Genomic DNA, 14,473 nt, shown 5'->3' with positions numbered 1-14,473 from the left:
CTTACTTAACAGGAATGAACTGTTTCAGGTCCCATATTCCGAGATGAAAATGGTTATCCGTAACGTTGATATCCTCGATAGCGCGCGAGGTCTCTGGCATCAGGTAGAAGTTTTTGCTACACGGCGTGCCGGGGGATTCCGGATTCGGCTTCAGGCAGGTCCCGGTCGCATTGACGCGAAACGAGGTGTTCCCTTTATTGGTTATTTTTCCCGCCACATAGACGAAATCAATCTTCTTATCCCGGGGCTGAACCACCAGAATGGTGCTCACCACCGCACGCGTCATCCCGGTGCCGTTTTTTGGCGAACCGCTGTCCACCTCTTCGCTTACCCCTTCATCCGTGAAGGTAATGCGGTAGTAACGCTCTTTGTTATCGGCGTTCCCGTGATAGTAAAATTTGACGATATTGCTGGTACCGGCGGGCATTACCATGCGCGTGGGCGTCAGCAACAGTTCGTCCACTTTCTCCGGATTAATGACGATCCCTTCATCCATTGGGCTGCTGATCCGCTGTGCGCGAACAGAAACAATACGCACGCTGTCTGCTTCGTTTTTTATTTCCTTGGCGGTGGAGTCAGCATCCGCAGAAATAATGGTGGTGACTTTTCCCACATTAATGGCCAGCGCGGAGGAAGAGATAAATAATAAAAATAAGAAGGTGGATTTGAGGTTAAACATGCTATTTCCCTAAACAGGGGCTTGCGCCCCTGGATCGATCAGGCCTTAGCCCCAGGTTGCGCGGAACGCAACAGACACGGTCCCTTCCCACAGGCTGTTGGTCAGGTCTTTGAACTCTTTCGCAGTACCCGCGTTGTCCTGAGCGGAGTCAACGTAGAAGACGAATTTGTCCTGGCCGGTAATTTCGGTATCTGCCGCCGCGCCTGCGCTGGTGGTCAGGTTCCACAGGCCAGAAGAGACGCCGGTGTTAGAAGAAGAATCAACCAGCGTGGTCCATGCGGTCGATTTCGCCCCCACGGTGCCACCGATAGAGCCCAGGTCGTTACCGCCCCAACGCGCACCCACTTTCAGCTTGGTCGCTTCACCACCCACGCTGAACAGCGTGTTGTTTGAATCGTCGAGGATAGCTTCGAGTTTGAAGCTGGTCGCCGTAGAGTGATCGCCACGGATAGCCACATCAAACAGACCGGTATCGGTGTTGAAAGATTTGGTATTGGCGCTGTAAACGAAGTTCAAAGCACGCGTTGGCGTAACAACCAGATCGGATTCGCTGTCTTTGGTCGCGGTTGCCTGCCAGGTGGCAGAAGCCGTGGTTTCAGCTGCATTAACTGCGCTCAGGGCAGAAACAGACAGCAGGGAGCCCAGAACGATAGCGTTCAGTTTGTTCATTTATTTAGTCCTTCAAAAAAGAATCCACGTGTATAAAAAGGGGAGCCCCTTTTTCGAGGCGGAGTATAGACAGCCGCAAAATAACGAGGCAATACAGAAAAATTCACTCGACGGATAGCAACAATAAAAATATAAATAAATTTCTCGTATCTTATTGTTACGTATTGAGTAAATTACTCAATTTCCCGAGTAATAGATAAATATCGATTTTTCAATAAAGAGAAATATCAGGACGTCGGGACAGCTACACACATCATTACAGGCAACACCAGCCCCTTAATTAACCACGCATGTTTTTTTACGCTGGTAATATAGAAGAAGTTGATATTATCAAGTAACATTTCGTTTACAACGCCATCCGGCGCCGCATCATCTTCAGATTTATTCAGCTTTTTATCCTTAATATAAAAGATATTGCTGCCGTCGACCTTTTCCACGCTGAGCGTGTAATTTCTGTCAATCAGGTAGCTTTTGCCCTCTTTCTTGAGTACGCCTTTATGAATAACCGTCACAACATCTTTGTTGTTAAACAGGAAAAGCGTGGTTAGCGACATATCGGTTGACTCACCCGTGGAATAGGTTTTCCAGGAAATGGTATCTGACTGGCAGCCAAACCCCTCATCCTGCGTTCTGGTAAAATAGACCCATAACAACGCGATGACAGACAGCGCCAGTACGATACTGAACAGTACACTCATTTTAGTCCTTGACATATTTTAACTCCCGGTCAGGCTTCTGTAAGAAATGCAGTTCTTATAATCGTCGATACTGTCCTGCTGATAACAGATGGCCAGGAAATAATTTTCTATCTGCGACTTTTTAAACCTGGAATAGTAAGCATCTGCAACCTGATGCTGACAGTCGATATGTTGACTGGCGATGACCTCTTTTACGTGATTAAAGTAGTGCTGTCGCGGCTGATACATATTCTTATCGATCAGGTATATCGTACACCTGTCCACTTTACCGAGCAGATGCATATCAGAATCTTTCAGGCTCTCGGCATAGGAATCCCGTTGGTGCAACAGTAAAACAGCGGTGCCGGTAACAATAATCAGTAATAACGTGCAGAGAGAAATAAAGAGTCTGTGCAGCGATATTATTTGTTTAGGCGGATCGGCATCTTTCTTATGCGCTAGCGTATCGAATGCTTCAGAGGCAGATTCTTCGCTAAGCGTTGAAATAACCGGCGGCCTGACCGTGTGGTGTTCAATATGCGCGGCAAGGCTAAATCCCTTGCCACGTATCGTTTTTATCAGTAAAGGGTCGCAGCCTAATGTACGAAATGCTTTTCTGATTTCACTTATGGCAACATTTAGACTCACCGAAGAACCAGAGAAACCATGATCCTCCCAGACCTTCTTTATCAGGTCGTCTCTGTCGAGTGTTTTACCATTATTGATGATAAGTTCATAAAGCAGACGACCCGCCTGGTTAGATAACTTAATGGATGACTCTTCCTCTCCATTAATCATGATCATACCGGTGTCGACTTCATAAAGCATTGTAAGATCAATGAGATACTTCATATTATTATTACGCCATTGTTAAATTTTTGTGCATTTGCCAGGCAATAATAAGTCTAAAGTTTGTGTGGTCAAGTCGCGTGATATTAATTGAGAGATGAATTCATAAAGCTTCATTAATTAACGATTATTAAAGCATTAATAAAAATCTTCGAACCAACGTATTTAGGTTAAAACATTAAAAAAAACATACTGACAAGATTATAATCTTAAACTTTAGAAGTTATTGGAATAATGTTTTGTTATGTACTTTTTTAGTGCAACATAATATCGTCAAAGCATTCTCCCGAGTCGCCATGCGTCTAGCCGGTACATCAGGGACATGTGTAGCCGATTAACATTCATTTTAAATAACACAAATCTTCATGGAGTTTATCATGTTCAAATCGATCATGACCGTATCACTGCTGGCCGCCGCTATTGCCTCTACCAGCGCAGTGGCCGCAGACAATTCGGCGGGTGGTATCATTAACTTTACCGGCGCTATTACCGATACAACCTGTACCATTAACGGCGGTAAAAGCGCGGACTTTACCGTTGCGCTTTCCCCTATTTCGGTAAAAGATGCGGGCACAACGGTTGGCCTGATCACCCGAAATAAAAAATCTATTGCGCTGACATTCTCTGGTTGCTCACCAGCAGCCGGAACGACCGGTACCCCGCTGAAAGTTTATTTCTCCAGCGCGGATAATATTTCCACTGACGGTAAATACCTGCTGAATAACAGCGTGAACGAAAGCGATGCCAGCGTGGCACGTAATGTCGGCTTTGCGTTAGTGGAGCCAGGTTCGTCTACGCCTATTACCCTGAACCAGCCTTACACGACAAATATTATGGGTACAGCGACCGCGCCAGATTCCGAAACGCTGACGCTGGACGTTTATTACTATAAAACAAACGCCGCTGCCGCCACCGTGGGCGAGTTAAGCTCCAACGTAACGTATACCATTTCCTACCTGTAATAGTGATTATTCAGGCTCTGTTTTCGCAGAGCCTGTATTTAAGGTTGCAATCATGCGCAAGGCAATTTTGCTGGCAGGCTTACTGCTAAGCACGGGTCACTCATGGGCCAATATTGTCATTAATGGCACCCGTGTCCTTTATCCTGAAAATAACAAAGAGGTGATCGTCCAGTTAATGAATACGGGCGATGCGCCGGCTCTGGTACAATCCTGGATAGATGACGGTGATATTAATTCCACGCCGGAAACAGCCAATGTGCCGTTTCTGTTGTCGCCGCCGGTGATAAAGGTTAACGAACATAATGGTCAACAGCTTCGTATTAAAAAGCTGCCGTCCAGCTTGCCTGCGGATCGCGAATCCGTCTTTTTCCTGAATGTCCTCGACATTCCGCCCAGACCTGAAAATCTGCAAAACCAGAATACCGTTCAGCTGGCGATTAAATCCCGTATCAAACTTTTTTATCGGCCCGCTGCGCTGAAAGGCACGCTGGATGACGCGGTGGCGAAACTGACGCTCGCCGCCGACGGCGATCGCTTTCGCATTACAAATAACAGTCCGTTCCATATTACGGTCGCCAATATTTCGCTGGGTAAAACGAAATTGCTCCAGGAGTCCCCGATGGTTTCCCCGTTTGGGCAGCTGACGGTCGCCGCCAAAAATACGGTTAAGCGCGGACAGACCTTCCAGCTGATGTATGTGGACGATCTTGGCGCGTATAAAACCCGGACTTTCACCAGTCAGTGATCGGAAAGACTCACCATGAAAATGAAACAAAACAGACTCTGTCTGCTGGCAGTCTGCACGCTTCTGCTTTCGCATAAATCAGGGGCCGTCTCGTTTGATCCCTCCCTGCTTGCTGGCGCATCCGGTGAGTCCGATCTGTCTCGCTTTTCCGAAAACAACGCCATGCCTGCCGGCAGTCAGGAGATGGATATCTACGTAAACGGCAGCTGGAAGGGACGTTATACCGTCATCTACGGCGAGCAGCGTGACGACATCCGCCTTGCCTGGAAAGATGCCCGGTCGCTGGGCATCAACACCACGTCCGTGCCTGCGCCCGCCATTGCGCACGGGCAGGTCCAGCTGCGCGATCTGGTTCAGGGCGGTGAAGTCAAAACCGATACCAGCACCCTGAGTCTGGCGCTTACCGTTCCGCAGGCGGCCGTGCAGCGTACTGAAGAAGGTTACATTGCCCCCCAGTTCTGGGACGAGGGGATCCCGGCGCTGATGCTCTCGTGGAACACGACCTGGTACAACACCCGCGCGAAAGGCACTGCGAAAGACACAAATGATGATTTTTATGCCGGGCTGGATTCCGGCGCCAACCTGTTCGGCTGGCAGTTTCGCGACAGCAGCGCCTGGCGGAAAACCGCCAGCGGAGAGAGTAGCTGGCAGAATAATACCCGCTACCTGCGCCGTCCCCTGGCCTCGCTGAAATCCAACCTGACGCTGGGTGACTTTTATATTCCTGGCGATCTGTTTGATTCCCTGCGCGTGCGCGGCGTGTCGCTGGCGTCGGATATGAAGATGCGCCCAAATTCACAGCAGGGTTTTTCACCGGTGGTTCACGGCGTGGCAAGGACGAACGCCCTGGTGAAAGTTATCCAGAATGGCAACGTGATCTATCAGGAGAACGTGCCGCCGGGCCAGTTTACCCTCGACAGCATTCAGCCTACCGGGTCCGCGGGCGATTTGCTGGTGGTGGTGCGTGAAGCGGACGGTTCACAGCAGTCCTTCACGGTGCCGTTTTCCGCCGTGCCCGGGATGCTAAAAGAAGGGGTGAGCCAGTACAGCGTAGTGGCGGGTAAAGTGCATCAGAACACGCTCGATGCCGAACCCGCATTCATGCAGGCCACGCTGCGCTACGGGTTTAATAACCTCATCACCGGGTATACCGGGACGATTATTAGCGATAACTACCAGGCCGGGCTTATCGGTACCGGGTGGAACCTTCCCTTTGGCGCGGTCTCGTTTGATGTCACCCACGCCAAAACCACCCTACAGGATCGCACCAGCAGCGGTCAGAGTTATCGCGTGTCGTACAGCAAATTTATCGATACCACCGCCACCAACTTCACCCTGGCGGCCTATCGCTATTCCACTAAAGGCTATTACAGCTTCAGCGACGCGCTCTATTCGCGCGAAGGGTATCAGCGCCTGAGAGCGCAGTACGACGACTATGAAGATCGGTTTGGCGTTGCGCCCGACATGTCGCTAAGCACCTGGGACGCCCTGCGCGCGGCGCAGCCCAAGAATACCTTTACGCTTAACCTTAATCAGCGCCTGCTCAATAACTGGGGCACGGTGTTTGTCTCCGGCACACAGCGCGATTACTGGAACTCACAGCAAACCACGCGCGAGTATCAGATGGGCTATTCCAACGCCATCGGCCGCGCCAGCTATACCCTGTCGGCCAGCCGGGTATGGAACAGGGACAGTGAAGAAGAGACGCGCCTTTACCTCTCCCTCAGCCTGCCGTTCTCGCTGTTTGATAATAATGCGTGGATCACCTCCAGCCTGACGGCCAGCGATTCGCATTACGAACAGAGCAATATCAGCATGAGCGGGAACGCGCTGGCGTCGAACCGCCTGAGCTATACCCTCTCCGGCAGTAATGCGCGTGGGGGTAAAAATGCGGCAAGCGTTAACGCCGCGTACCGTTCGAACTTCGCGACACTCGGTGGCTCTTACAGCGAATCCTCCGACTACCGCCAGACCGGGCTCAGCGGGCGCGGAAGCCTGGTGGCCTACCCGTGGCACGTTCTCGCCTCAAACGAAACCGGCACAACCATGACTATCGTCGATGCGCCAAAGGCGGAGGGACTGATGGTGAACGGCGATGAAAGCATTATGACGAACCGCGATGGCGTGGCGCTGGTGCCTTACGCCACCCCGTATCGCAAAAACGCCATTACGTTAACTGAAACGGAAAACAGCGCTGGCGCGGAGGTGATCGGCAATATGGCTAACGTGGCTCCTTACGACGGGGCGGTGAGTTATATCCGCTTCGAAACCGATAAGCGCCAGTCATGGGTACTTCATGCGACGCGCACCGACGGCAAACCGCTGCCGTTTGGCACCGAAGTGCTGGATGAACACGGTGGATCTGTCGGGTATGTCGGCCAGGCCAGCGTACTGTATATCCGTGCTGAACAGCCGCCACGCGCGCTCAACGTGCATCTCCGCAGCGGAAAGTGCGAAATCTCCTCCCCGGCCTGGGGGCTGAACAGCCCCTCATCGGTTTGCCATTAATTACGGATTATCAAAATGTTACGATCATTCATGTTCCTGCTCCTCACCAGCATTAGCGGGATGAGCTATGCCACCTGCTCCGGCAGCAGCATCGTTTATGGCACACCGATTACCATTGATTTATCGGATAAGCTGAGCCCGGCCACGCCCACATGGACCGGCAGCTTCAGCACCCAGTACAGCGGCTCGTTCAACTGTACGACGGGTAACAGTGAATTTTCTTACACGCCGATCCTCTCGACCGACAGCAAATACGCGACCATCCTCGGGTTCAGCAATAACAAGTATATGGTGCGGGCGGAGATCACCGATCCCCCGGCCAATAAAACCCTGTCTGCCAGCGGTAGCCATACGGCGTCTGAGCTGAACACACCGTTTACGGTTCGCTTCACCCTCGTTAACCAGAGCGGTACCACCCTGACGGGGGATACGGCGAACATGAGCGACGTTCTGTTCGTCAGCGACATGAGCGGGTTATCCATCTGGGAAATCATCACCTGGCCAATCAATCAGGTCATCAAGATAGCGCAGTGGTTATTCAGCGGGTTCAAGTGGCCTTACGACAACCGAGATATGTTTGGTCAACCGATGATCATCAAATACGCGCCGAAACTGACTACCTGTTCCTTTGATAATGCGGGGCTGACCGTGGCGCTGCCGACGCTCGGCATTCCCCAGCTCAGTGCATCCTCACAGCCGGGGCTGACGCCTTTTTCACTGAACATGAGCTGTCAGAACGTCGGGGTTAATGGCAATTCCGATCGGGCAATTGAGATGTTTCTGTCCAGCACGCAGCTGCTCTCAACCGACAGCTCGGTGCTGATCGACAGCAGCAGTAGCGCGGCGCAGGGCGTGGGGCTCCGCCTGATAAAACGTGACGCCCCGCAAACGCCGGTGACCTTCTCTACCTCAACCACCAGCCGTGGCAACGCCACGATGATTTTCAGCGTGGCGGCTGGCGCGGCGCTGGACGAACATTTCACCCTTCCGATGGCGGCGTACTATTACGTGTGGGCGCCCGCCCAGGTGAGCCAGGGTAAGATCAATACATCGGCTACGCTGAATATTATCTATCCCTGATGTGAACTATTCCTCCATCTTTCCAACCGCTTGCACATACTTAATCAGTTCGCTGTGGTTGGAAAGATTCAGCTTTTTCATTGCATTGTGTTTCTGTGTCGCAATGGTACTGACCGAACGGTTTCGATGACGGGCAATCTCCGTCGTTGAAAATCCTTCCACGATAAGATGGAGCACCTCCCACTCTCTGGCCGAGAGGATGGAACGCGCCCGGGAGCCGGACCGCATTACCCGCCTGAGCCACGAAGAGATCGACGGTTTTTGCCCGTCCGCCATGAGCAACGCGGGTAATTCCTTTTTCAGTTCAGTCAATTCATCCTGCTGACTGATGGTTAATTCAAATTTCATCTCCAGAACTTTTTTTAACAGCCCGTAAGGCAGCTCGGGCACCAACAGAACACGCCTGACGTGATGGGTTTTACATAAAGATGTAAAACGGCTGCTGACCTCCGCACTCCACTCTTTATGATTAAGCAGATAATTAAATTCAGTGAAGAAAACATCCACGTTATTATCCGCCACCGCCGCCAGCGCCTGTTCTGTGGAATCGACCTGAGTAATGTTCAGTACGTAATCGGGTAAAAGATCCTGGAGCGCCCGGAATATTATCTCTTTAAATATATTTATTTTGTAAAACACCATTACCCTTACGATACGTTCAGTATTATTCATGTCTTTTCTAAATTCTCGTGACCGGAGGAAAATGATAATAGTTTATGTACTCACCACTCACAACCTCTTCGCGCCAGGATTTTATCCTTCTCAGGCTTAAAAATCTGAACAAGGACATTAAATTCATAGAAAAAATTCTATTTTATTCTGCGCGCCGTTTCCCCTCGCAGATAAAGCCCTGTCGATAACCCTGCCACGATCACAATTTTTCTTACAGAAACAGCAGTAAATCACTGAAAAGACGGTGGATTAACCCCATTAATCAACCTTCTGATGCTTATTATCCGCTCATTTACAGAATAAAAATCTGGCATGAATATTATTAGAAGATTAAAACAATTACATATACCATTAAAACCATTTTTCAATTTTATCTTCCGCTAATAATTGGCTTCAGCTTTACTCGACGGTTTGTATTGGCTTACATTGATGCCATCGCATCGCGTTATTTAAAAAAGTGCTCGCTATTCTTTTAATAAGAGAGTGCGAACCGCCATTTTCTCTTATATGGACTGTTTACTCAGCGAAAGGAGAATGCCAATGCAAAATAAAAAAACAATTCACGTTGCCGTTGTTGACAGCTGCGAATTCACGATGATTGGCCTGCAATCGCTTGGAAAGCGTGAGCCTGATGAAAAACACGACGTTATTTTCCATGGATTTACCCATATCGAAGAACTTGCTATGAGTGAACAACTCTTTGATATCATCATTTATGATCCGTTGAATACGCGTCATTTCCGGGTGACGACGAATGACGACATTCTCTGTATTAAACAGAAACAAGTGACGGCGAAGATCTATATCTATTCGTTATCCGCCGGCTATTTGAAATTCAAACATGTTGATGGAGTCATCAGCAAAAGAGTCTCCCTGGGGGATATCAAAGCGCTGTGGCAAATACTGATGAGCCAGACGCCGCAAGAGTCTGGCCGTTACAACGTAGGCATGACGACCCGCTTACGCACCCCGGCGAGGTTGTCCAGCGAGGAGGCCAGCGTATTGCGCGGCTATTCCTGTAATCTCAAAACCAAGCAAATCGCCCGTCAGCTGGGGTGTAACGTCAGGCTGGTTTACTTTTATAAGAACAACGCCATGAACAAGCTTAAGGCCGTGCGTGGCCCCTCGTTTTACCAGAGCATTCGCTGGATCCTGAATTAAGAATTTGACCGTGTGTCGTTTGCCTTTTGTTCCCGTGTCCGCGGGAACCTTTTTTCATTTCCTGAAGGCTGTTCCATGTATACCGTTCTTCCCTCTCCCCTGTTGCAACGTATCTCAGGGCTGCGATTCCAGCCTCTTGTCGATCTTCATTCGGGCCAGGTGTTCGCGCATGAAGTTCTCGTGGAGATCCATAACGTCAATCTTGAGGTGTTGTTTGCCTCGCTGCCCTCGCGCAGCGCGCTGCAAATCTTCTTCTGGCAGGCCAACACCCTGTTACAGATACCCGCCCGGGACGCTTACTGGCTAAACCTTCCGGCAGAACACCTTCTCAACGAACGCGCTATCCGGTTGTTGCTGGCGTTACGCCATCAGCAGCGGTTAACGATTGAAATTCAGGATCCCCTCACCATCACACGGCTGAGCGAGGATGAGCAACGTCGCCTTCATGCCACGCTTGTTCGGTTAAAAGAGGTGGGATGGCAAATCTGGCTGGACGATTTAACCCGGGAGTTGGCGGAGGCGTTCGCGCGGCTTGCGCTGCCGCTGGATGGGGTGAAAATTGACCGCTCAGCGCTGCGCGAGCGCGCGCCGCTTGCCCCGTTTGTACAGGAGGTCAGGGCAGGTATCGCGCAATCAATTCTTATAGAAGGCATCGAAAACTCGCGGGATCTGGCGCGCGCCCGCGCGTCCGGCGCACAGTCTGGTCAGGGTTTTCTGTGGCCCGAAAGCCGAACCGATGCCCGCGTAACGCTTTGACGGCCAGCGGAGCGCTGGCCTTTTTACCGGGGCTTACCAGCCCGGCACCGCGCCACCGTTAAAAAGGGTCTCCGCCGCTTTCGCCACTTCCGGCGACTGATAGGACTGGATAAATTCCTTCACGTTTTCGGCGTCTTTGTTCTCTTCACGCGTGACCACAATATTCACGTAGGGTGAGTTTTTGTCTTCGATAAAGACGCTGTCGTGTACCGGAGAAAGCCCCGTTTGCTGGAGATAGGTGGTACTGATGATGGCCACATCCACTTTCGGATCGTCCAGCACGCGCGGCAGCTGCGCCCCTTCCAGCTCCATAATCTGTAAGTTTTTCGGGTTCGCGGTAATATCCAGCGCCGTTGGCAGCAGCCCAACATCCGGTTTAAGGGTAATCAGCTTCTCTTTTTGCAGCAGCAACAGCGCGCGGCCAAGGTTGGTGGGATCGTTTGGAATCGCAATGGTTGCGCCGTCCTTCAGCTCAGAGACCGATTTAATCTTTCGGGAGTAACCCGCCATCGGGAAGACGAAGGTATTGGCCACGGCGACCAGCTTGTAATTGTGCGCCTTGTTATCTTCTGCGAGGAACGGGCGATGCTGGAAGACGTTGGCGTCCAGTTCGCCCTGGTTGGTGGCATCGTTGGGTAGCAGCGAGCCGCTAAAGCCCACCAGCTCAACATCCAGACCGTATTTCTCCTTTGCCACCTTTTTGGCGACTTCCGCCACGTCCTGCTCAGCGCCATTGATCACGCCGACTTTAATGTGTCTGGCATCATTGCCGCCCTGATCACAGCCCGCGAGCAGCAGGCCAGTCAGGAGAAGCGCACCCAATCGAAGTTTCACGAGACAGTTCCTTTTGATAGACGTTTTGAAGACTATATCGACAACGAGACGGCAGGCTAAAAAACGAAAAGGAATCAGTAAGACGGTTAAGTTATATGCGGCCTGTTGCCGGGTGGCGCTGCGCTTACCCGGCCTACGTGACGGGGGAAGTGTAGGCCCGGTAAGCGTAGCGCCACCGGGCGATGGGCATCAGGCTACGGTAGTCCAGGCGCAAGCAGAACCGCTTCCCTCACGCCTGCCGACGCAGCGGCGCTTCGCGCAAAAACCACGACAGCACAAACGCCAGCACCATAATCCCCGCCGCCAGCATGAATACCGCATGGATCGCCGAGCCGAACGCATCCAGATAGTCCAGACGCAGGGCATCAGGCAGATGGTGTATGGCAACGGGATTAAGTTCGCGCGGCAGTTCCGCCCCTTCCGGCAGCCTGTCGATCAGGCCTGATTGCAGAATATGGGTGAACACCGCGCCAAACAGCGCAACGCCAATCGCCCCGCCAATGGAACGGAACAGCGTCACCCCAGACGTCGCGACGCCGTATTGATCGGCTGACACGCTGTTCTGCACCGCCAGCACCAGCACCTGCATCACCAGTCCCAGCCCCATGCCCAGCACGCCGGTAAACAGGTACAGCTGCCAGGTTGGGGAGGTGATTGAAATGCGCGTCAGTAATACCATCCCCACCACGCCGAGCAGCGTGCCGAGGATCGGGAACAGACGATATTTCCCGGTACGGCTGATGATGCGCCCGCTGATGATGGAGGTGAGCAACAGCCCCCCCATCAGGGGGATCAGCTGCAAACCGGCCTGCGTCGGCGTGGCGTCTTTTACCACCTGTAAATAGAGCGGCAGGAAAGTGACGGAGCCAAACAGCGACATGCCGATAATAAAACCGATCAGGCTACAGAGCAGGAAGCTGCGGTCGCGGAAGAGCGACAGCGGGATAATCGGCTCCCACGCCAGCCGCTCTTCGTAGATAAACCCGGCGATCCCCGTCAGGCCGAAGGCCAGAATGCACCACAGCTGCGGGTCGCTCCATTGGCGGATCGTCCCGCTCTCGGTGGTAAACAGAATGATGCACAGCAACGCCATGCTGAGGTAAATCGCCCCCAGGTAGTCAATCTCATGCTTGCTGCGCCGCGCGCTGCCGTGGAAAACCGCGCCAATCACCAGCAGGGCAAACAGCCCCAGCGGCAGGTTGATGTAGAAAATCCAGCGCCAGGATGCGTGCTGAACGATAAACCCGCCGATCAGCGGCCCTATCACCGTCGCCAGGCCAAACACGCCGCCAAACAACCCCTGATAGCGACCCCGATCGGCAGGCGGGATCACGTCCGCCACGGCAGCCATGCTGATCACCATCAGACCGCCGCCCCCCAGACCTTGCAGGGCGCGCATCAGCACCAGCTGGGTCATGTTCTGCGCCAGACCGCACAGCGCGGACCCTACAAGAAACAGCACAATCGCGATTTGCAGAACGATTTTTCGGCCAAACAGATCGCCGAATTTGCCGTACAGCGGCACCACGATGGTCGAACTGAGGATATAGGCCGTTACCACCCACGAGAGCTTATCCAGCCCGCCCAGCTCACCGACGATGGTCGGCAGCGCGGTGGAAACAATGGTCTGATCCAGCGCCGAGAGCAGCATCACCAGCAGGAGTGCGCTGAACAGCAGCTTAATCGACGGCGCCTTTTTCGCAGGTTGAGTCATTACGTCGGACTCCATAAGACATCACTTGAAATTAATTAATCGTATAATTAATATTTGTGGAAGTGATGAATAAGATCAAGAGATACGGTGACCATGCCAGCACAAAAGGACAATTCTGAACCCCGCCGCCCCGGTCGGCCACGCGGCGGCAAGCGCGTTACCGCCAGCCGTGAACAGCTGCTGGACATCGCCCTGAACCTCTTTTCCCGCCAAGGGATCGCCAATACGTCGTTGAACGCCATCGCCCGCGAAGCAGGCGTGACGCCCGCCATGCTGCACTACTACTTCAACTCCAGAGAACAGTTACTGGATGCGATGATTGAGGAGCGCTTCCTGCCGTTACGCGAGCGGATCGGGGCGATTTTCGCCGACAACCGGGATTCGCCGGTGGATGCCCTGACGGAAATGGTCAGGGTGCTGGCCGAACTGGCGGAAAAGTATCGCTGGTTTGCCCCGCTGTGGATGCAGGAGGTGATTGGCGAGATGCCGGTACTGCGCACCCATTTGCAGGCACGCTTTGGCGATGAGAAATATCACACCACGCTGGCAACCATCAAAGGCTGGCAGCAGGAAGGAAAGCTGAATCCGGCGCTGGCCCCCGAACTGCTGTTCACAACGCTGCTGAGCCTGGTGCTGGTGCCGTTCTCCCGCATGCGCAATGACGAGAGGCTTAACGCCCTCTCGCCGGAGATCGTGGTGCGCCACGTGTTAGCCGTGATAGGCACCGGGATCGGCGGTTAAAGATTTTTGGACAGATAGTGTCTCTGCATTCCCTGATAAGGGTAGTCCTGCAAGGACATCTGCACCTGATAACCCTGTTTTTCATAGAACGGACGCGCCTGGAAGCTGACCGTATCCACCAGCGCGTGACGACAGCCTTTGCGACGGGCCTCCTCTTCAGCCGTTTTGATAAGCTGGCTTCCCACGCCCGTTCCCCGCACGCTGTCGCTGACCCACAGATAGTCGATGTTCAGCCAGTCGCCTTTCCGTACGCCGATTAACCCGCCCAGCATGACGCCATTGTCGTCTCGCATATATACGCCAATATCGCCGCCAAATGTCGACAGATCTAAAAACTGCGCGTTATAGGCTCTTAGCCCCGTTAATAATTCTTCTTTTTCTTCGGCTGTGACATTATCTGTAATGCTCAGATGCATAATTCTCTCC

At 52.4% G+C, this 14,473-nt stretch carries 15 protein-coding genes; 7 read left to right on the top strand and 8 right to left on the bottom strand.

What is annotated here, in order from left to right; translation table 11 throughout:
- Position 1: 1 nt before the first annotated feature.
- The 4 genes from L379_RS22290 to L379_RS22305 all read right to left on the bottom strand — a co-directional run bounded on the left by L379_RS22290 (position 2) and on the right by L379_RS22305 (position 2,877).
- Positions 2-679 carry an EcpB family pilus assembly chaperone gene (locus tag L379_RS22290; RefSeq protein ID WP_015570085.1) on the bottom strand — a complete coding sequence of 226 codons (678 nt, stop codon included), beginning with the start codon at positions 677-679 and terminating at the stop codon, positions 2-4.
- A gap of 45 nt (positions 680-724) precedes the next feature.
- A complete protein-coding gene (locus tag L379_RS22295) occupies positions 725-1,348 on the bottom strand; it encodes a common pilus major fimbrillin subunit EcpA (protein WP_003860995.1) in 624 nt (207 codons plus the stop codon).
- Positions 1,349-1,575: 227 nt separating this feature from the next.
- On the bottom strand, positions 1,576-2,046 hold the full coding sequence (locus L379_RS22300; RefSeq protein WP_017383656.1) for a hypothetical protein: 471 nt from the start codon (positions 2,044-2,046) through the stop codon (positions 1,576-1,578).
- A gap of 18 nt (positions 2,047-2,064) precedes the next feature.
- Entirely contained in the window at positions 2,065-2,877 is an 813-nt protein-coding gene (locus L379_RS22305; protein WP_015570087.1) for a winged helix-turn-helix domain-containing protein, read from the bottom strand.
- A gap of 374 nt (positions 2,878-3,251) precedes the next feature.
- On the opposite strand from L379_RS22305, the gene L379_RS22310 reads away from it, so the two are divergent.
- The 4 genes from L379_RS22310 to L379_RS22325 are packed head-to-tail and all read left to right on the top strand — an operon-like array spanning position 3,252 to position 8,169.
- On the top strand, positions 3,252-3,836 hold the full coding sequence (locus tag L379_RS22310; protein ID WP_017383657.1) for a fimbrial protein: 585 nt from the start codon (positions 3,252-3,254) through the stop codon (positions 3,834-3,836).
- 52 nt (positions 3,837-3,888) lie between these two features.
- Positions 3,889-4,581, top strand: a complete 693-nt coding sequence (locus L379_RS22315; protein ID WP_015570089.1) for a fimbrial biogenesis chaperone — start codon at positions 3,889-3,891, stop codon at positions 4,579-4,581.
- A gap of 15 nt (positions 4,582-4,596) precedes the next feature.
- Positions 4,597-7,089: a fimbria/pilus outer membrane usher protein gene (locus tag L379_RS22320; RefSeq protein WP_032652070.1), complete on the top strand. Its 2,493-nt coding sequence runs from the start codon at positions 4,597-4,599 to the stop codon at positions 7,087-7,089.
- A gap of 15 nt (positions 7,090-7,104) precedes the next feature.
- Positions 7,105-8,169, top strand: coding sequence for a fimbrial protein (locus tag L379_RS22325; protein ID WP_032103777.1), 1,065 nt, complete (start codon positions 7,105-7,107; stop codon positions 8,167-8,169).
- 6 nt (positions 8,170-8,175) lie between these two features.
- Here the strand turns inward: L379_RS22325 and L379_RS22330 are convergent, their stop codons facing one another.
- A complete protein-coding gene (locus L379_RS22330) occupies positions 8,176-8,811 on the bottom strand; it encodes a LuxR C-terminal-related transcriptional regulator (RefSeq protein WP_015570092.1) in 636 nt (211 codons plus the stop codon).
- A 570-nt stretch (positions 8,812-9,381) separates the two neighbouring features.
- Here L379_RS22330 and L379_RS22335 point away from each other — a divergent pair.
- Together L379_RS22335 and L379_RS22340 are read left to right on the top strand one after the other, a co-directional pair.
- Entirely contained in the window at positions 9,382-10,002 is a 621-nt protein-coding gene (locus L379_RS22335) for a LuxR C-terminal-related transcriptional regulator (RefSeq protein WP_015570093.1), read from the top strand.
- A 75-nt stretch (positions 10,003-10,077) separates the two neighbouring features.
- Positions 10,078-10,758 carry an EAL domain-containing protein gene (locus L379_RS22340; RefSeq protein ID WP_017383661.1) on the top strand — a complete coding sequence of 227 codons (681 nt, stop codon included), beginning with the start codon at positions 10,078-10,080 and terminating at the stop codon, positions 10,756-10,758.
- A 33-nt stretch (positions 10,759-10,791) separates the two neighbouring features.
- On the opposite strand, the gene nlpA is transcribed toward L379_RS22340, so the two are convergent.
- Together nlpA and L379_RS22350 are read right to left on the bottom strand one after the other, a co-directional pair.
- Complete coding sequence (gene nlpA, locus L379_RS22345; RefSeq protein WP_023302839.1) at positions 10,792-11,592, bottom strand: lipoprotein NlpA; 801 nt, start codon at positions 11,590-11,592, stop codon at positions 10,792-10,794.
- 229 nt (positions 11,593-11,821) lie between these two features.
- Positions 11,822-13,321, bottom strand: coding sequence for an MDR family MFS transporter (locus tag L379_RS22350; protein WP_032652068.1), 1,500 nt, complete (start codon positions 13,319-13,321; stop codon positions 11,822-11,824).
- Positions 13,322-13,399: 78 nt separating this feature from the next.
- Here L379_RS22350 and L379_RS22355 point away from each other — a divergent pair, with 78 nt between their 5' ends.
- Positions 13,400-14,047 (top strand): TetR/AcrR family transcriptional regulator, encoded by a 648-nt coding sequence (locus L379_RS22355; protein WP_032103773.1) that lies wholly within the window; start codon positions 13,400-13,402, stop codon positions 14,045-14,047.
- Here the strand turns inward: L379_RS22355 and L379_RS22360 are convergent.
- On the bottom strand, positions 14,044-14,463 hold the full coding sequence (locus L379_RS22360; protein WP_017383664.1) for a GNAT family N-acetyltransferase: 420 nt from the start codon (positions 14,461-14,463) through the stop codon (positions 14,044-14,046). The two genes, L379_RS22355 and L379_RS22360, sit on opposite strands and share 4 nt — an antisense overlap.
- Positions 14,464-14,473 lie beyond the last annotated feature (10 nt).

This window comes from Enterobacter sp. MGH 33 (genome assembly GCF_000534535.1).
Classification (GTDB): Bacteria; Pseudomonadota; Gammaproteobacteria; order Enterobacterales; family Enterobacteriaceae; genus Enterobacter; species Enterobacter hormaechei_C.
Note: the sequence above shows the minus strand (reverse complement) of the source record. Positions and strands in the feature narration are given on the sequence as shown.